This is a genomic window from Kocuria gwangalliensis, assembly GCF_039544365.1.
Classification (GTDB): Bacteria; Actinomycetota; Actinomycetes; order Actinomycetales; family Micrococcaceae; genus Kocuria; species Kocuria gwangalliensis.
The window spans coordinates 81,777-99,079 of sequence record NZ_BAABLN010000010.1; the positions used below are offsets into that span (position 1 = coordinate 81,777).

Below are 17,303 nucleotides of genomic sequence, written 5' to 3' on the forward strand. Positions count from 1 at the left end.
TGGCGCGAACTCCGGCGGCCCGGCCGGCTCAGTCGGGCAGGCTTGCTGTGTTGTCCCGGCGACTCGCCAAACCATCCTTGACCAGGCCGTCGAGTGCTCGCTCGCGTTGTTCCGGCGGCGCCGGTAACGACCAGAGCCTCGCCAGCAGTTCGGCGCTGTCCCTCCCCGGGTTCTCGATCCGGGTCGCCAGCTGTTCCGCCCCGGATCGATCCGTCAGAAGCAGGCTCACCGGAACCGGGTCACTGCTGTGGCGCAGCACCGCCATCATGGCACCGCGCACCTGGCGGTCGGTGCCGTGCCAGGACTGCCCCTTGGGCACGTAGTCGGGTTCCGGGCGGCCCGCGGCAATCCATGCGCACTGCTCGAACACGGGGCATTCATGGCATGTGGGGGAGCGGGCCGTGCACACCAGTGCCCCGAGTTCCATCACGCTTTGGTTCCACTTGACCGACAGCTCGGTGTCCTTTGGCATCAGTCGATCGGCAAGGCGGGTTTCGGCGGCGGTGAGCGACTTGGCCGGCAGCGCTTTGGCGCCGAACAGGCGAGCGTGCACCCGCCGGATATTGGTGTCCACCACGGTGTGGCGCTGTCCGAAGGCGAACACAGCCACGGCGGCAGCGGTGTACGAGCCGATTCCGGGCAGATCCAACAACTGCGCGTGGTTGTTCGGCACTTCATTGCGGTGCTGGTGCGCGATCCTCGTGGCGGCGGCGTGCAGTCTCAGGGCCCGGCGGGGGTACCCCAACCTGCCCCACGCACGCACCACATCGGCGGGGCCAGCCGCAGCCAGAGCGGCCGGCGTGGGCCACCGGTCCAACCATGCGCGCCAGACCGGCAGGACACGCACCACGGGTGTTTGTTGGAGCATGATCTCGCTCACGAGCACTCCCCAGGCTGAGCACTCGGGGTGGCGCCACGGGAGATCCCTGGCGGCCTCGGAAAACCACTCGACAACCGCTTGGTGAATGCCGTGAAGTTGGTCCGGAGGGCAGGGCGCGGGGCTCGAGTTCATAAGTCCCCACGGTAGCCTGGAGTTCATGGCAATCAACGGTTCTGAGCAGCGTGATTCCACCAACTCCGGCGCATCCCACGGAGATTCCGGGGACCGGTTGCCCCCGTCGGTTTATCGCAGACGCCGCGTGATCGCCCTGGTCGTTCTGCTCGTGTTGGTCGTGGCCCTGATCTGGGGTATTTCATCCGTGGTCTCCGCACTGACCGGCTCCCCGGAGGAGCCCGAGCAACCACAGACCCAGGCCACGGCCGAGCCCACCTCGGAACCCACCGTGGACCCCAACAACAAATTCGCCGATTTCACGCCCCGACCCACCCCGAGCGGTAGCGCCGGGTCCCCGACCGAATCGGCGTCGGCAAGCCCGGCCGCGGTGGAGGAGTGCGGTGCGAATGTGAGTCTCACGGCCGGCACGGACAAGCAGACCTACCCGGCGGATCAGGAACCGGTTTTGATCCTGACCATGGAGAACACCGGTGATGAGCCGTGCAAGGTCAACGCGGGCACCAATGCCATGAGCTATGTGGTCACCTCGGGTTCGGACGTGATTTTCGATTCCCGCCACTGCGCCGCGGACGGTGAGGACCGGGACGTGACCTTGGAACCGGGCAAAAAGGAAGACGCCCGCCTGACGTGGAACCGTACCCGCACCGCCGAGGGGTGCCCCGCGGATCAGCCCGAGGCCATGGCGGGTTACTACAACCTGAGCGTGGGTCTGGGCGAACAAAGCAGCCCGAACGCGACGTTCGTTCTGGAGTGACCCGCTGATTACATGAAGCGTTCGAGCAGGCTGGTTTCCGCCATGCGTGACAGCGATTCGCGGACGTTGCGTGCGCGCTGTTCGCCGATGCCCTCCACGGACATGAGGTCCTCCAGGTTTGCCGCCATGAGGGCCTGCAACCCGTCGAACTGGCCCACCAGACGCTTGGCCACCACGCGGGGCATGGACTTGATGCCCTCCAGCAGCCGGTAGCCGTGCGGGTGAAGGTCCGCTTCCAGGTTGCCCTGCGGCGTGATGAGCGCGGCAGCCACCGCGACTTTCTGCAGGTCGATCAAATCGGCGGGTGACAGTTCGGCCAGCTGCTCCAGGGCCTCGCTCAGCACGTCCGCGGGTGTTTCCTCCGGTAGGTAATCGCGGAGCACAACACCGGGGCCCGGGCCGTTTCCCGCGGTGAGTTCTTCGAGCTGCAGTGAGATCAGACGGCCGTCCTCGCCGAGTTCCAGCACGTACCAGCTGATTTCGTCGGAGATTCTCCGCACCATTTCCATGCGCTGCAGGGTGAGGGCGACATCCCGGGCGGTGACCGCGGCTTCGATCTCCAGGGCGGAGAGGCTACCCAGGACCTGTTCGAGACGGTTGCTGTAGTGCTCGAGAGTCTGCAGGGCCTGATTCGCCCGAGCCATGATGGCCTGCGAACCTTCGATGGCGTATCGGTGGTCGCCCACGTAAATGGTGATCACACTCATTGATTGGCTCACGGAGACCACGGGAACGTTGGTTTGTTTGGCGGTTCGCTCGGCGGATCGGTGGCGAGTACCGGATTCCTGGGTCTCGATGTGGGCCTCGGGCATCAGCTGCACACCGGCTTTGAGAATGCGGGTGGCGTCGCGGTCGCACACGATGGCGCCGTCCATTTTGGCGAGTTCACGCAGTTTGGTGGGGGTGAATTCCGCATCGATGTCGAAACCACCGGAGCACACAGCTTCGACGGACTTATCGAAGCCCAGCACGATCAACCCGCCGGTCCGGCCCCGCAGAATGCGTTCGAGTCCAGTGCGCAACTGGGTTCCGGGTGCCAAGCGGGCCAGGGTTTTCCGTAGAGCCGAATTCTGAGCTTTCACCACATCGTCATCCTACGTGCTATCCGGAGTCACCCGGCACCCGGACATGGGACGTCACTCGCACTACCGGGGCCCCGTCAACGCTCCCGGTGAGGGAAGAGCAATTCAATGGCCTGACTGACCGTGGTGACTTCTCGCACGGAAAAGCCCTGGGGGACCTTGCCCGGCCCACTGGGCGAGGCGGGTACCACCGCGTGGGTGAAACCCAGACGTGCCACTTCCTGGATCCTACGATTGATGTCCGGGACGGGCCGGACCTCACCAGCCAAACCGATCTCCCCGAAGCACACCAGCCGCTGGGGCAGCGGGCGGTCCTGGGCGGCCGAGGCCAGCGCCATACACACCGCGAGGTCGGTGGCCGGCTCGGTGAGCCGCACGCCGCCCACGGTGGAGACGTAGCAGTCCAGGGAGGCCAGAGCGACACCCGCCCGACGCTGCAGCACAGCCAACAGCATGGCCACTCGTGAACCATCCAGACCTGAGGTGGCTCGGCGGGGCTGGGCGGTGCTGGACTTGTCCAACAGGGCCTGTACCTCCGCCAACAGGGGCCTGCGGCCTTCAACGGTGACGCTCAGGCAGGTGCCGGCCACGGGCAGGGGAGTGCGGGAGACGAACAGGCCCGACGGGTCCGCCACCGATTCAATGCCTGTCTCTGCCAGGTCAAAGCAACCGACCTCGTCGGTGGGGCCGAAACGGTTCTTGATGGCGCGCAGCAAACGGATCCGGGAGTGCTTGTCCCCCTCGAACTGGCACACCACGTCCACGAGGTGCTCGAGCAGCCGTGGGCCGGCAATGGAACCTTCCTTGGTGACGTGTCCGACCAGCAACGTAGTCATGTTCTTGGTCTTGGCCGCGTGGATGAGGCTGGCCGCCACCTCGCGGACCTGACTGACACCACCCGCGGAGCCGTCCACTTCCGAGCTGGCGAGCGTCTGAACCGAATCCACGATGAGCAACTGGGGTTTCACGGCCTCCACGTGAGCGAGCGCGGTGGACAGGTCCGTTTCCGCGGTGAGGTAGAGCTTGTCCGCGACCGCCCCAATGCGTTCCGCGCGCAGTTTGACCTGCGCGGCGGACTCCTCGCCGGTCACGTAGAGCACGTCTCGGGGGGTCCGGCCCCCGGCCACCTTGGCCGCGGCGTCGAGCAGCAGGGTGGACTTACCCACGCCCGGCTCGCCCGCCAGCAAAATCACGGCGCCCGGTACCAGCCCGCCACCCAGCACACGATCCAGCTCGGGGACGTGGGTTGGGGTGAACTGCGCGACGGAGGAATCGATCTGGCCAATGGGTTTGGCCGGTTGAGCCACGGAACGGGCCGCCTGGGTACGGCCATGTTCCTGGGCCGCTCCGGTCTCTTCGACCGTCCCCCAGGACTGGCATTCTCCGCACCGGCCCACCCATTTGGCGGTGGTCCACCCGCATTCTGTGCAGCGGTAGGACACGGAGGATTTGCGGGTTTTGGTGCTCATGCGTTCACAGTAACTTTTCCGTCAGACACGCATAGCAGCAGTGGCATCAATCCGACTGGAGTGACGGCAGATGATTGATGGCCACCTGGTGGCTGATGCCGGTGGCTTCGATCAGATCGACCACCATGGGGCGGATCATCAGTACCAGTGCTTCACCCTCCATGGTGTGCACCCCCATCTCGTGGGGTTCCAAGCGGGCCGCCACGGAGAACAGTTCATTACGCGCCTGCCGCAAGTAGCTCTCACGCGATTGCGGGTGGCTCACGGCCAGGGCATTGCCGAGGCTCACGACGGCGTCGGACAGATCCGCGAGCACCTCGGACAGCGAGGACACGGCCTCATCGGCCAGAGAAACACGATTCAGCACCGAGGCCAATCTGCGTGCCAGTACCCGAGAATTTCGCACGGCCAGGTCGAGATAGTGGATGCAGTGGTCAAGGGTGTCGATTTCCTGCCGATGTCGCCGGTGCAAAGGTGAGGCGTGGGAAATTTCCTTGGATGCTTTCAACCCCGTTCGCACGGAATCCACCAACGGCTGCGTTTGCCGTCCCCTCACGAGGGCGTGCCAGGCCAACCGGGAATCATAATCGGACACGGCCCGGGAGCACTCGCTCAGCAACTCGGAGTACTCGGTGATGAGTTTCCGTACGTCCTCCCGAGGCTCGCGGCGTGGATCCTCCGGGATGAAATAGGCCAGGAGCAGCGCGCAGACGCAACCCACCACGGCGTCCAGGGAGCGGGCAAAGACACCGTCCTGCGACGGAGGCAGCAACACGACTAACACGGACTGCAGGCCCATTTGCGTGGTGAATATGGCGCCGTTGTCCAAGAAACGAGCCAGCATGAGTGAGATCAGCAGCACCACGGCGGCCTGCCATTCCCCGTGGCCCAGCACATGGATCAAAAAGTCCCCCACCACGATGCCCAGGGTGCAGCCGATGGACACCTCGAGGACCCGCCGATAGCGCAGACCGCCCTTTGCGTACCCCAGCGAAACCAAGGCGGCAGTGGCCGCAAAGATGGGCCCCTCGTGGCCGAAAAGCCGTTCCGCGATCATGAACGCACCCACTGCGGCCACGGTCATCTGAACGGCTTGGAACAACCCCCTGAGCATACGGTTCCAGCCGGCCTTGGAACGTCGACTCAGCACCGAGGGAACATGAGCAAGCCGGGATCTGGGGTGTTTCGCCTCGCTCGATGCCATGGCACCATCTTAGGCAGCGGCCGCAGAATTCCGACGACGCGGTCAGGCTCCGCGAGATTTCGCCCCCCAACCATGTGCAATAACTCACAATGACCGGCAAAGCCGCACGTGACACGCGAAATGACCGCCCTGACACGTCACCTGTTTACCCTTCGTTCACCTTCTCGGAGATCGCTGTCCATATCCACTGCCTACCGTCACGGGTGTACCACTACGGATTCTCGGTTCCGTAGCGGAAGTTGCGGCCGGGGTCCGGTCGCATTGCGATCCACCGGCACCGCCGGAACATTCCATGAAGGGGTAACACTGTGAAGGCTTCCTACTTCGGCCGTTCAGCCGCCGTTCTCGCCATTGGCGCCCTCGCCCTGACCGCTTGCGGCTCGGACAACCCGACCGGCAGCGAAGGCGGCGAGTCCAGTGGTGGCGGCGAGTCCAGCGTCTCCGGCACCCTGACCGGCATTGGCGCGTCGTCGCAACAGGCTGCCATGACCGCGTGGCAGAACGGTTTCCAGTCCGCCAACAATGGCGCCACCGTTCAGTACTCCCCGGACGGCTCCGGCGCGGGCCGCACCGCCTTCCTCGCGGGCGGCGCCCAGTTCGCCGGCTCCGACGCCTACATGAGCGACGAGGAGAACGAGGAATCCAAGGAGCAGTGCGGCTCCGACGGCGCCCTGAACCTGCCCGTGTACATCTCCCCGATCGCCGTGGCCTTCAACCTGCCCGGCGTGGACAGCTTGAAGCTGGACGCCCCCACCATTGCCAAGATCTTCAAGGGCGAGATCAACACCTGGAACGCTCCCGAGATCGCCGAGCAGAACCCGGACGCTGACCTCCCCGACACCCGCATCACCGTGGTGCACCGCAACGACGACTCGGGCACCACCGAGAACTTCACCGAGTACCTCAACGTTGCGGCTCCCGAGGAGTGGACCAACGAGCCGGATCAGGCATGGCCCTCCGAGTACGCCGCCGAGAACGACAAGGGCACCTCCGGCGTGGTGAACACCACCCAGGGCACCGAGGGCACCATCACCTACGCGGACGCCTCCGCCGTGGGTGACCTGGGCACCGTGGAGATCAAGGTGGGCGAGGAATACGTTGCCCACTCCCCGGAAGCAGCAGCCAAGGCCGTGGAGGTCTCCAAGCAGGTCGAGGGCCGTAGCGAACACGACATGGCCATCGAGCTCGAGCGTGACACCACCGAGGCCGGCGCCTACCCGCTCGTGCTGATCTCCTACCACGTGGTGTGCTCCCAGTACGATTCCCAGGAGACGGCCGACTTGGTGAAGGCCTTCGAGTCCTACGTGATTTCGGAGGACGGTCAGAAGACCGCGTCCGATTCCGCGGGATCCGCACCGTTGTCAGAGACCCTGCGCGAGCAGGCCACCGCAGCAGTTGACTCCATCACGGTTCAGGGCTGACCTGACCACCTGACGCGCACCAGCGGCGTCGGCGCGTGACACGCGTCGACGCCGTCTGCGCGCGAATCGCCCGGGGCCCCTTCCTGCCGATCAGCAATGGTAGGTTGCCCAGGCACCAGAAATGACCATGATCTGAAGGGACTCTGTACATGTCCACCACAGCGAGCGCACACAAGCCGGGGACCACGAACTCCGCGGCCGGTCGCGCCGGCGACTCGATTTTCTCAGGGTTGAGTCTCGCAGCGGGCATCTTGATTTTCGCCGTGCTCGCGGCCGTGGCGCTGTTCCTGCTGATGCAGGCGCTGCCCACGTTCGCGGCGCCGGCGGACGAGATCACCGGCGGAGAAGGTTTCTTCGCGTACATCTGGCCCCTCGTGATCGGCACGCTGATCGCATCGATCATTGCGCTGCTGATCGCCACGCCCATTGGCATCCTGGTGGCCCTGTACATCTCGCATTACGCGCCGGCCAGAATTTCCAAGTCCGTCGGTTACGTGATCGACCTGCTCGCCGCGATTCCTTCCGTGATTTACGGTGCGTGGGGTGCCACGGTGTTGGCCCCGGCTCTGGTTCCGTTCTACAACTGGCTGGCCAACAACCTGGGGTTCATCCCGATCTTTGAAGGCCCCGCGTCCCAGACCGGTAAGACCATGCTGACCGCCGGCATTGTGCTGGCCATCATGATCCTTCCCATCATCACCGCGATGTCGCGCGAGATCTTCACCCAGACGCCCAAGCTGCATGAAGAAGCAGCCCTGGCACTGGGTGCGACCCGCTGGGAAATGATCCGGATGTCGGTGTTGCCCTTCGCGCGCCCCGGCATCGTCTCTTCCGTGATGTTGGCCCTCGGCCGCGCCCTGGGTGAAACCATGGCCGTGGCCCTGGTGCTCTCCTCCGGACCCATGATGGCGTCGCTGATCAAGTCCGGTAACCAGACCATCGCGGCGGAAATCGCCTTGAACTTCCCCGAGGCCTACGGCCTGCGGTTGTCCGAGCTGATTGCCGCCGGTCTGGTGCTGTTCCTGATCACCCTGGTGGTGAACATGATCGCTCGCGCCATCATTGCCCGCTACAAGGAATTCTCGGGAGCCAACTGATGTCCACGACCACGACCAAGCCCAGTACCTCTCCCGTGCGCGAGTCCAAGTTGACCCGCGGTCAGCGGCCCACGTGGCTCATCCCCGCGATCGGTGGGGGAGCCATTGTGGTGGGTGCTGCGATTTCCGCGCTCATCGGCTTCAACATTGCGACCTGGGCCATTTTCGCCGCCCTCGTGTTCTTGATCGTGGGCCCGCTGCTGGTCGGCGCGATCGAGGGATCACGCGCCGGTGCGGACTCACTCATGACCTTCCTGGTCTACACCGCGTTCATCCTGGCCGTGATTCCGCTGATCTCGGTGATTTGGACCGTGCTGGCCAATGGCATTCCCGGCCTGACATCCAACCTGTTGTTCACCTCGATGAACGGCGTGACCGGCGCCCAGGACAACTTTGCCGAAGGACCCGGAGACGTTGTGGGTGGTGCCTACCACGCCATTGTGGGCACGATCTCCATCACCTTCTGGGCCACGTTGATGTCGGTGCCGATCGGGCTGTTGACCGCCATTTACCTGGTGGAGTACTCCAACAACGGGTGGTTGGGTAAGGCCATCACGTTCTTCGTGGACGTGATGACCGGTATTCCCTCCATTGTGGCCGGCCTGTTCGCCGCGGCATTGTTCGGTATGATGTTCGGTCCGTCCACCCGTACCGGCTTTGTGGCCGCGGTCGCCCTGACCGTGCTCATGATCCCCACGGTCGTGAAGAACACCGAGGAAATGCTGCGCATCGTGCCCAACGAGTTGCGTGAGGCCTCCTACGCCCTGGGCGTGCGCAAGTGGCGCACCATCCTGAAGGTGGTCATCCCCACCGCGATCTCCGGTATCGCCTCCGGCGTTACGCTGGCCATTGCGCGCGTGATCGGTGAGACCGCTCCGCTGCTGGTGACCGCGGGCTTCGCAACGGCCATCAACTGGAACTCGTTCTCCGGCTGGATGACCACGCTGCCCACGTACATCTACTACCAGATCATGACACCCACCTCGCCCACCAACCCCGACCCCTCGCTGCAGCGTGCCTGGGCCGCGGCATTGATCCTGATCGCGATCGTGATGCTGCTCAACCTTCTCGCCCGGCTGATCGCCAAGGCCTTCGCTCCCAAGACGGCCGGCCGCTAAGCACCTATCGAGTCACGAGTTCTAAGGAATCCACACCATGTCGAAACGAATCGACGTTGAAGACCTGAACGTTTACTACGGCGACTTCCTGGCCGTCGAAGACGTGAACATCAACATTGAAGCGCGGTCCGTGACCGCTTTCATCGGCCCTTCGGGTTGCGGTAAGTCAACGTTCCTGCGCACGCTCAACCGCATGCACGAGGTGATCCCGGGTGCGTACGCCAAGGGTAAGGTGCTGCTGGACGGTGACGACCTGTACGGCAAGGGCGTGGACCCGGTGACGGTGCGCTCCATGATCGGTATGGTCTTCCAGCGGCCTAACCCGTTCCCCACCATGTCCATCCGGGACAACGTGCTGGCGGGCGTGAAGCTCAACAACAAGCGCATTTCGTCCGCGGCGGCTGACGAGCTCGTGGAGTCGTCCCTGCGCGGCGCCAACCTCTGGAAAGAGGTCAAGGATCGTCTGAGCAAGCCCGGTTCGGGGCTGTCCGGTGGTCAGCAGCAGCGCTTGTGCATTGCACGCGCCATTGCCGTGAAACCGGACGTGATCCTCATGGATGAGCCCTGCTCCGCCCTGGACCCGATCTCCACCCTGGCCATCGAGGATCTCATCAACGAGCTCAAGGCCGATTACACCGTGGTGATCGTGACCCACAACATGCAGCAGGCATCGCGTGTGTCCGACCGCACCGCGTTCTTCAACATCGAGGGCACCGGAAAGCCGGGCAAGCTCATCGAGTACGCGCCCACCACGGAGATCTTCAACAACCCGCAGCAGAAGGACACCGAGGACTACGTGTCCGGCCGGTTCGGCTGATCCCTCGCATCTACAACGCATCTCCCACGACGACGTCGCGCGCTCCCGGGCGCGCGACGTCGTCGTGGATTCAGGCCCCGAGCTGCAGCAGGGGCGATGCGGCGAGGAAAAGGGTGCCTGCGACCACGGCGCAGACGGGAACCGTCACGGCCCACGTGGTCAGAACCTGAACCAGGGTGCGGTGGTAGACGGTGCGGAACCGTTGGAGCGTCCCGGCACCCAGAATGGCGGCGGTGCTGGTCTGGGACGTGGACATGGGGAACGAGGCCAGGAAGCCGCCGATGAACAACAAGGAGCCGGCGACCGTCTGGGCCACCGCGCCGCGTAACGGATCCAGGTTCACCACTCGTGAGGACAGGGTGTAGGCGATGCGCCAGCCACCCAGCAGCGTTCCCGCGCCCAAGCACAGGCCCACGAGCACCGAGATCCACCACGGGATACCGGAAATGGGAATGACCAGCCCGTGGCACATGAGCAGGACCACGAACACCCAAATGGCACGCCGGCCGTGTTGGATGCCATGGCCGAAGTGGATGGCGGCCGCGCCCGTGGCCTGAACAACGGCGGATCGGCGTTTGACGACACCCGGGGCTTGATGTCGGACGAGGTACACGGCCACGAAGACCAGCACCTGCGCAAGGATGAACGCGATGGCCGGGGCCACGATGATGGGCAGCACCAATTGCCAGACCGTGTCCCCGTGGACCGCCAGATCGGGGGCCAGGCCCACCGCGTAGGCGCCCGCGAGCGAACCAATGATGCCGCCGCTCATGGCCGCCGTGGACGACGCGGGCATGGCCCACCACCACGTGAGCAGGTCCCACGCCACGGCCGTGACCAGGGTGCAGATGATGACCACGGTTCCCACGGTGCTGATGGGAACGGGGATGTCGAACGGGATGAGCTGGGTGAGGACGAGCCCCACGGTGAGGGCACCGAGTACGTTGAAGACGGCACCCATTCCCACGGCCACGCGCGGGGTGAGCGCGTTGAAGCGGACGGGTAGCGCGTTCGCGTTGGAGGCGTCATGGAACCCGTTGACCACGGTGAAGGCGATGGCCAGGAGGAATCCAATGGCCAGGAGGAGCTCAGCCATGGGATATCAGGATTCCGAGACGAGCACTCGGCCGACCTCGGCGGAGACATGACCCAGGGCACGGGAAGCATCCAGCAGTCTGTCCGCGGCGTCCATGCGACGGATTGCGTGGGGTGCCTTGTGTTTGTCCAGCAGGGACGCGCGGTAGGTCCGGTGGGTCCGCTCCGACTGGCGGGACAACCGGATCATCTCGAACCAGTAGTCGTCCAACTCGTCCAGGGTGGCCAACCGGCCCATTGCCTTGGAGGTCATTTCGGACATCAACCGGATCACGTTCAATTGTTCTGTGGCGTGAGACGTGGGGCGATCGATCTTGTACAGCTGCTGGGTTTCAGCACACGCTACGAGGGCCTCCACGGATTTCAGGATCCACTGGCCCAGGATGTACAGGTCCTGGCGGGGGATGGGAACCACGTAGGAGGAGCGCGTGGTGGTCATCAGGGAGAAATACAGGTTGCTGCATTCGTCCTCGGTGTCCAGCAGGGCCTGCAGTGTTTCACCGGTGCGGTCGTCGGCGGCGCTGAGGTGTTCGGCCAAGAGGTCCACGGAGGTGGTGACGCACTGGGACATGTGAACCAGGAGCTCAATTACCTGTTCGTCCTCCGGGAAGATCCGAAAGGCCATACCCCGCCCGTCCTTAGGTGTAATCCGCGTGAATTTTCGACCTCACTGTACCCGCCTGAGGTAAACGTCATGGTCGCAGGCTGACTCGCTCGCCCAAGCAGGGGGGAGGGGCGAGATTTCGGGGATTAACAGGGGGTGCCGGACCGGGAGCGCCTCTCGGCGGAAGGCCGCTCGTAGCGGCTTAATGATGGAGCCCGGGGCTGCCACGGCCCGACACCTATCCACCATGCTAAACCCTGTGCGGGGGGCTAATCCAATACCCCGGCGCGCCACGCCTTGGCTGCCGCGTCGAGTTCGTTCGCGGTCCGGGAGAGTCTGGGGATGCGATGATCGGCGCGCCGGACTGTCAAGCTGGGGATGTCCTGCGTGCGTTCCTGGCCCAGTGCAATCACCCGACAGAACGCCGCGAAACGTTCCAGGGCGACGTCGAACTCGCCGTTGAAAGCACCCGACAGGATGGTGTCCGCGACCTGGCAGATCTCCTCGGCGCCGGGCGGATCGGCTACTCCCGCGACCACGTTGGAGACCTGCGCCGTGCCCTTGCCCGCGGCGAACCAGCGGCCCATTCGGTGGGGGTCCGTGCGGGCCGCCGCGCGCAGGGCGTACAGCCGCCACAGTGCGCCGGGGAGCGAGACGGCAGGCGCCTGGGCCCAGAGCTCGGCTATGCCCTCCAGGCCTTGTTCGTCCGTGAGCTGGACCAGTCGCTGGTGCACTTCAGGGTCGTCCGCCTCGCGGCCCCGGGACACCAGTGCGTGGGCCGCCAAGTGCGCTGCTTCGGAAACGCGCGCGGGGTCAATCCCGCCCTCGTGGGCGTCGAACTGCTCCGGTGAGAATTTCACGGGCGAATGGTGCAGGCGCGGTTCATTCATGAGCCCAGCCTACGCGCGTGATCAGTCCGTGGTGTGGGTTTCCCCGGCCTGCTGGCGCCAGCGTTCCTCAATGCGGCGCATGGCGTGTGTCGAGACGGCCCGCCACCACCGCAGGGCGAGCTCCGGGTGGGTTTTCTCGATCTCGACCACGGCCTCGGGCGGCAACCGGCGGGCGGCCACGTCCGTGAGGGTGGTGAAGCTGACCATGTGTCGGGAGTCCGTTCCCAGGGCCACCTCGCCAAAGCTCATGCCGGGGCCCACGACCTCCAATTCCACTCGTTCCCCGGTGGGGGAGCGGCGGGTGATTTCCACATTGCCCGAAATCACCATGTACACGCCTTCAAACCGTTGCCCGGCTCGCAGCACCGTGGTTCGGGCGGGCCACTCCACGTGCACGGTCCTGGAACGAATCTCCTCGACGTCCGCCTCGGACAGCGAGCTCAGCAGGTCCGAGCGGGTCGAATGCACTTTGTCCGGCATGCATTCGGGACCGCCGAACTTGTCCAGGATTTGATCCTCCGCCCAGGTCAGGGCCTCGGCGCGCGTGGGGAACACGGTGACGGGGTGCTCCAGGTCCTGCGTATGTTCCGAGCCCTTCTCGGCAATGATGCTCAGGTGGCGTCCGGCCTGCTCCAGCTGTTCCGATGTGCGGCCCAGCAGCGGCATGACGTACCGGGCCAGGTCATCCACCGGCCGAATATCCACCAGCACGTACGCGCATTCGCGGGCGGCCTCACGAACGGTGCGAATGGCAGTTTCCGCGCCGGCAAAACGCAGGTCCCCCTGTAACTCAATGATCCGCACATCTTCGCCGTGTTCCTCGAGCACCTCGGTGGCGGCCTCGTTGCGGCGCATCAACGACGGCGCCTCGGACAGGTAGTACTCGGAGCGCACGGTCGAGTGGCCGTTGCGTTCGGTCCGGGCGAAGTGCAGGTCCAGATCCTCGGTCAGCCGTTCGCATGCTGCCACGCCGCGCACAGAATTGCCGTGTTGATCGAGCGGAGGGGAGAAGACTGCCACGGCCAGCTGACCCGGTAGCACCGCAAGAATGCCACCTGACACACCCGATTTGGCCGGTAGCCCCACCTGCAGGGCCCAGCGCCCGGCGTCGTCGTACATACCGCACGTGTTCATCACGGAGAGGACGTCCGAGATCACCTGGGTGCCCAGTACGCGTTCATCGGTCAGGGGGTTGCTGCCCCCCGCCGCGAGCGTGGCGCCCATGCGTGCCAGATCCACGCAATTGAGCATCACCGAGCACTGCGCGAAGTAATCCTCGAGAGCCTCCCTGGGGTCACCTTCGATGATGTCGCGGGATGACAGCAGCCACCCGAGGGCGCGATTGCGATCACCGGCGCGGTGTTCCTGAGCTTGAATGGACTTGTTGTAACGCAGCTGTCGCCCGGCCAGACGGGAGTACAGGCGCAGAATACGATCCCGGCGCGTGCCGTGGGACGTGTTCTTGACCAGTGACGTGGCCGCGATCGCACCCGCGTTGATCATGGGGTTGGCGGGGCGGCCCGTTTCGGGTTGCAGGGAGATCTCGTTGAACGCGTCACCGCTGGGCTCCACATCGATCTTCTCGAAAACACCGTCCATGCCCCGATCCACCAGCGCCTGCGCGTAGGTGAATGCCTTGGAAATGGACTGGATGCAGAATTCCTGTTTGGAATCACCGGCCTGGTAGATGGCTCCGTCCACGGTGGCCACGGCAATGCCCAGAATGTTCGGGTCGGCATTGGCGAGAGCCGGAATCGAGTCGTTGACGGCGCCGCCCTCGACCTCGCGAAGGTCCTCCACCACTCGTTGCAGGTACTCGGTAATGACGGAAGGACCCAACTTGGTTTTGGTGACGGTGCTCATGAAGTGCGTACCTCTTGCGGGACCTCGGGTGACCCGGACAGCACACGGATCACCACGGACGAACAAATGGATTGGGTCAGCAAAATCCCCACCAGCACCGCCAGCTGCAGCATGGCCGCTTGGGCGGGGGATGCGCCCCCCAACAAGGCTCCCACAAATGCGCCGGGTAAGGTGACCAGGCCGGTGGCCCGCGTCTGGTCGATGTTGGGGATCAGGGATTCCTTCATGGATTCCTGGGCCACGGCCTGGTACGCGACTCGTGAGGTGGCGCCCAGGGACAGCCAGGCCTCGATCTCGCCCCGCCGCGCCACGGTGGAACGTTCGAAGTTCCGACCGGTCAGGGTGGCCGCGCTCATCGTATTGCCGATGACGATGCCCGCGACGGCCACCACGTTGGTGACCTCGAACTCCACCAAACGCATTCCGAAAATGAGCCCAATGGTGACGAGAGCACCGGTGAAAACCCCGGTGACCACAGCTTGGCGCGCACCGGGAATCCCTCGCAAACGGCTGAACGACGTCCATGAGGCGGTGGTGAGCATGAGCGCCACGAAGGCCAGCACCAACCACGGCACCGCCAAGACGCCGCGCAAGATCAACGCAATGACGGCGAGCTGAACGGCTGCCCGGATCACCGCCACGAGTGGCTGCATTCCGAGCCTGACCCCCGCGTGTCGCTGCACCACGATGGCCAGAACCGTCATGGCCGCAAGACCCGCCGCAAACCACCACATATTGCCCACCCAGCCAGGGTAGCCACGCAGCAACCCACGCCAACACGCATGACCTCGGGCAGTGCGGTGGCGCCGAAAGTGGAAAAGTACGGCGCCTGCGGTAGAGTAGCGGTGCTCCGTTTGCGGTTCGCCGTTGCGGGGCACGCGCCTTTAGCTCAGTTGGTAGAGCAGTGGACTTTTAATCCATGGGTCGTGGGTTCGAGCCCCACAGGGCGCACTCATGCGCAAGGCCCGTAGATCGCCGGAATACCGGGGTTTACGGGCCTTTTTCATGCCCACCTAGGCCGCGTTTGCCCACATTTTGCCCACACCTGAGGCTGAAACAGCTTGATCGAGAGCCGCACCCACGGCGTCCAAATCGTCGTCGAACAGGTCCGCGTACACGTCCAACGTCATGGCCGCTGAAGCGTGGCCCAACATGCGTTGAACCGCTTTCACATTCGCCCCGGCCGAGACCGCGAGAGACGCCGCGGTGTGCCGCAGATCGTGCAACGTCATGTAGTCCAGCTCGGCGCGTTTGAGCGCGGACGTGAACCACGAGTGTTTGTTGCTTGTGAGCGCGGTCGCTGCTGGGCCTTTCAAGCTGGGCCGCTTGATGAACCCGCCCGTGCTGCTCGGAAACAGGATCTCATCCGGGCCTTTCCCTGCTGCTTGTTGGGCCACCAGCGGGACCATGAACGCGGGTAGCGGCACCGAGCGGCGTTTGTGACTTTTCGGGGTGCCGACCTCCACACGTGAACCGACCTCCACGGCGTTGCGTTCCACGTGCAGCCGGCGGCGGGTAAGGTCCGCGTCCTTCACTCGTAGGCCGGCCATTTCACCCCACCGCAGCCCGGTGTACCCGAGCACGAGAATCAACGTCCGGTGGACCCCAGCGGCGTCCGCGAGAGAGTGGAGCTGCTCGTGTGAGAGGTAGATGTGTTCCTTGCGGCGTTTACGTGGCAGCGGGACACCCTCGGCCGGGTTCGACAAGATCCGCCGGTCACGCACCGCGCCGGCGAGGATCGACAACAGCACACCGTGAGCACGCAGCACCGTCGTGGCCGATTTGCCCGCAGAAAGCTCACTCACCCACGTCTCGACGTCGGAAAACCGCACCGCGGACACCAGGGTTTGGCCCCAGCGCGGTTCAACGTGAATCCGCCACGCTGACTCGGTGGTGCGGAACGTGGACGGTTTGAGGTTGGTGCGGTTCTTGAGCCACACGGTGCCGAGCTCGCCGACGGTCACCCGTGAGTCGGCCGGGTCGATGTACTCGCCGCGATCTTTTGAGACTTCCACGGTGCGGGCGAACCGCTCAGCGTCACGTTTCGTGGTGAACCCGCGCTTGTCTGTTTGCCGGCGGTCCGGTGTCCGGTAGCGCACCCGGTATCGCCGGCCGGATCTCGTTTCGTACGCCTCAATCGTCGCCATGACGATCCTTGATGTATTTGCCGAGTTCGGCAATAAGCGAGCGGGTGACGTGGCCCCGAGCTTGAGGTGTGCTATCCGCGCTCACGAGTGAGTCACGCCGTTCCGTCAACGATTGACCCCACAGTGATTGAGCCGCGACCTCGACCACCAGCCGGGGCACGTCGAGTGATTTCGCTGCCTTGTCCTCGGCCGCCCCGATGGTCGCAATGGCGGTGCGCTCTAGTAGCTCCCAATCATCGAGCCCGAGGTAATCGAACGCCTGATTGACGTGGTCCAGTCGCGCGTATAGGCGTTCCCGTGCATCGTGGCGGTTCTTGCCGTTCGGGTAGATGTGCACCTGCCCACCAGACAGCGCACGGTGAAGATCCTCCCCAGGGATGTGGAACGTGTCTGTGACCTCCACGGAATCCGCGCCGGCGAGCAGATCCGCCAGCGCCACCCCTGGCCCGTCATTGAGTACCTGGGCCAGTACCAGCATCTCGGCGAGGCTGACGGGTTTGCGCCCGTTCTCAAGGTCCGACACCCGCGAGGTGGCCCAATTTAGGCCGCGCTTACGCGCTCGCCGGCCGAGTTCCTCCGCAGTCATGCCTTGGGCCTTGCGCAGTTGTTGAACGTTCCGGCCAATCACGGCACGCATCGGTTCGGGTTGATTCATGGCCTCAGGGTACAGGAAATCTAGTTACTTGACAGGAGGCAGAATTACAGTCCATTCTTGAGACACACAGAA

Annotated in this window: 16 protein-coding genes and 1 tRNA gene; 6 read left to right on the forward strand and 11 right to left on the reverse strand. The window is 64.5% G+C overall.

Features of this window, described 5'->3' with window-relative positions; translation table 11 throughout:
• Positions 1-28: 28 nt before the first annotated feature.
• Entirely contained in the window at positions 29-1,039 is a 1,011-nt protein-coding gene (locus tag ABEA06_RS05410; protein WP_345310837.1) for an HhH-GPD family protein, read from the reverse strand.
• Here ABEA06_RS05410 and ABEA06_RS05415 point away from each other — a divergent pair.
• A complete protein-coding gene (locus ABEA06_RS05415) occupies positions 1,038-1,769 on the forward strand; it encodes a hypothetical protein (protein ID WP_345310838.1) in 732 nt (243 codons plus the stop codon). The two genes, ABEA06_RS05410 and ABEA06_RS05415, sit on opposite strands and share 2 nt — an antisense overlap.
• A gap of 8 nt (positions 1,770-1,777) precedes the next feature.
• On the opposite strand, the gene disA is transcribed toward ABEA06_RS05415, so the two are convergent.
• The 3 genes from disA to ABEA06_RS05430 form a co-directional block, all read right to left on the reverse strand.
• Positions 1,778-2,854 (reverse strand): DNA integrity scanning diadenylate cyclase DisA, encoded by a 1,077-nt coding sequence (gene disA, locus ABEA06_RS05420; protein WP_303382233.1) that lies wholly within the window; start codon positions 2,852-2,854, stop codon positions 1,778-1,780.
• Between the two features lie 74 nt (positions 2,855-2,928).
• Positions 2,929-4,320 carry a DNA repair protein RadA gene (gene radA / locus ABEA06_RS05425; RefSeq protein ID WP_312395378.1) on the reverse strand — a complete coding sequence of 464 codons (1,392 nt, stop codon included), beginning with the start codon at positions 4,318-4,320 and terminating at the stop codon, positions 2,929-2,931.
• Positions 4,321-4,366: 46 nt separating this feature from the next.
• Positions 4,367-5,524 carry an FUSC family protein gene (locus ABEA06_RS05430; RefSeq protein WP_303382231.1) on the reverse strand — a complete coding sequence of 386 codons (1,158 nt, stop codon included), beginning with the start codon at positions 5,522-5,524 and terminating at the stop codon, positions 4,367-4,369.
• 308 nt (positions 5,525-5,832) lie between these two features.
• On the opposite strand from ABEA06_RS05430, the gene pstS reads away from it, so the two are divergent.
• From pstS to pstB, 4 genes are all read left to right on the forward strand, one after another.
• Positions 5,833-6,945 (forward strand): phosphate ABC transporter substrate-binding protein PstS, encoded by a 1,113-nt coding sequence (gene pstS, locus ABEA06_RS05435; protein WP_303382230.1) that lies wholly within the window; start codon positions 5,833-5,835, stop codon positions 6,943-6,945.
• Positions 6,946-7,094: 149 nt separating this feature from the next.
• A complete protein-coding gene (gene pstC, locus ABEA06_RS05440; protein ID WP_303382229.1) occupies positions 7,095-8,042 on the forward strand; it encodes a phosphate ABC transporter permease subunit PstC in 948 nt (315 codons plus the stop codon).
• On the forward strand, positions 8,042-9,160 hold the full coding sequence (gene pstA / locus ABEA06_RS05445) for a phosphate ABC transporter permease PstA (protein WP_303382228.1): 1,119 nt from the start codon (positions 8,042-8,044) through the stop codon (positions 9,158-9,160). The genes pstC and pstA overlap by 1 nt, the downstream gene beginning before the upstream one ends.
• 37 nt (positions 9,161-9,197) lie before the next feature.
• Positions 9,198-9,977 carry a phosphate ABC transporter ATP-binding protein PstB gene (gene pstB, locus ABEA06_RS05450; RefSeq protein WP_345310839.1) on the forward strand — a complete coding sequence of 260 codons (780 nt, stop codon included), beginning with the start codon at positions 9,198-9,200 and terminating at the stop codon, positions 9,975-9,977.
• Positions 9,978-10,047: 70 nt separating this feature from the next.
• Here the strand turns inward: pstB and ABEA06_RS05455 are convergent, their stop codons facing one another.
• The 5 genes from ABEA06_RS05455 to ABEA06_RS05475 all read right to left on the reverse strand — a co-directional run bounded on the left by ABEA06_RS05455 (position 10,048) and on the right by ABEA06_RS05475 (position 15,163).
• Positions 10,048-11,073, reverse strand: a complete 1,026-nt coding sequence (locus ABEA06_RS05455) for an inorganic phosphate transporter (protein ID WP_303382226.1) — start codon at positions 11,071-11,073, stop codon at positions 10,048-10,050.
• Positions 11,074-11,079: 6 nt separating this feature from the next.
• Entirely contained in the window at positions 11,080-11,697 is a 618-nt protein-coding gene (locus tag ABEA06_RS05460) for a DUF47 domain-containing protein (protein WP_312395380.1), read from the reverse strand.
• 248 nt (positions 11,698-11,945) lie between these two features.
• A complete protein-coding gene (locus tag ABEA06_RS05465; RefSeq protein ID WP_303382224.1) occupies positions 11,946-12,566 on the reverse strand; it encodes a hypothetical protein in 621 nt (206 codons plus the stop codon).
• Between the two features lie 21 nt (positions 12,567-12,587).
• The gene (gene glsA, locus ABEA06_RS05470) at positions 12,588-14,429 is read right to left on the reverse strand and encodes a glutaminase A (RefSeq protein WP_345310840.1); all 1,842 of its coding nucleotides are present in this window, start codon (positions 14,427-14,429) and stop codon (positions 12,588-12,590) included.
• Positions 14,426-15,163: an ABC transporter permease gene (locus tag ABEA06_RS05475; RefSeq protein ID WP_303382238.1), complete on the reverse strand. Its 738-nt coding sequence runs from the start codon at positions 15,161-15,163 to the stop codon at positions 14,426-14,428. Before ABEA06_RS05475 ends, glsA begins: the two co-directional genes overlap by 4 nt.
• A gap of 144 nt (positions 15,164-15,307) precedes the next feature.
• On the opposite strand from ABEA06_RS05475, the gene ABEA06_RS05480 reads away from it, so the two are divergent.
• Positions 15,308-15,380, forward strand: a tRNA-Lys gene (locus tag ABEA06_RS05480).
• Positions 15,381-15,442: 62 nt separating this feature from the next.
• Here the strand turns inward: ABEA06_RS05480 and ABEA06_RS05485 are convergent.
• Positions 15,443-16,576: a tyrosine-type recombinase/integrase gene (locus tag ABEA06_RS05485; RefSeq protein WP_345310841.1), complete on the reverse strand. Its 1,134-nt coding sequence runs from the start codon at positions 16,574-16,576 to the stop codon at positions 15,443-15,445.
• Entirely contained in the window at positions 16,563-17,231 is a 669-nt protein-coding gene (locus tag ABEA06_RS05490; RefSeq protein WP_345310842.1) for a helix-turn-helix domain-containing protein, read from the reverse strand. The genes ABEA06_RS05485 and ABEA06_RS05490 overlap by 14 nt, the downstream gene beginning before the upstream one ends.
• Between the last annotated feature and the right edge of the window lie 72 nt (positions 17,232-17,303).

Coding starts and splice junctions, on each gene's coding strand:
- ABEA06_RS05415 (WP_345310838.1), top strand. CDS start 1,038: ATGGCAATCAACGGTTCTGAGCAGCGTGATTCCACCAACTCCGGCGCA.
- ABEA06_RS05410 (WP_345310837.1), bottom strand. CDS start 1,039: ATGAACTCCAGGCTACCGTGGGGACTTATGAACTCGAGCCCCGCGCCC.
- radA (WP_312395378.1), bottom strand. CDS start 4,320: ATGAGCACCAAAACCCGCAAATCCTCCGTGTCCTACCGCTGCACAGAA.
- ABEA06_RS05430 (WP_303382231.1), bottom strand. CDS start 5,524: ATGGCATCGAGCGAGGCGAAACACCCCAGATCCCGGCTTGCTCATGTT.
- pstC (WP_303382229.1), top strand. CDS start 7,095: ATGTCCACCACAGCGAGCGCACACAAGCCGGGGACCACGAACTCCGCG.
- pstA (WP_303382228.1), top strand. CDS start 8,042: ATGTCCACGACCACGACCAAGCCCAGTACCTCTCCCGTGCGCGAGTCC.
- pstB (WP_345310839.1), top strand. CDS start 9,198: ATGTCGAAACGAATCGACGTTGAAGACCTGAACGTTTACTACGGCGAC.
- ABEA06_RS05455 (WP_303382226.1), bottom strand. CDS start 11,073: ATGGCTGAGCTCCTCCTGGCCATTGGATTCCTCCTGGCCATCGCCTTC.
- ABEA06_RS05460 (WP_312395380.1), bottom strand. CDS start 11,697: ATGGCCTTTCGGATCTTCCCGGAGGACGAACAGGTAATTGAGCTCCTG.
- ABEA06_RS05465 (WP_303382224.1), bottom strand. CDS start 12,566: ATGAATGAACCGCGCCTGCACCATTCGCCCGTGAAATTCTCACCGGAG.
- glsA (WP_345310840.1), bottom strand. CDS start 14,429: ATGAGCACCGTCACCAAAACCAAGTTGGGTCCTTCCGTCATTACCGAG.
- ABEA06_RS05475 (WP_303382238.1), bottom strand. CDS start 15,163: ATGTGGTGGTTTGCGGCGGGTCTTGCGGCCATGACGGTTCTGGCCATC.
- ABEA06_RS05485 (WP_345310841.1), bottom strand. CDS start 16,576: ATGGCGACGATTGAGGCGTACGAAACGAGATCCGGCCGGCGATACCGG.
- ABEA06_RS05490 (WP_345310842.1), bottom strand. CDS start 17,231: ATGAATCAACCCGAACCGATGCGTGCCGTGATTGGCCGGAACGTTCAA.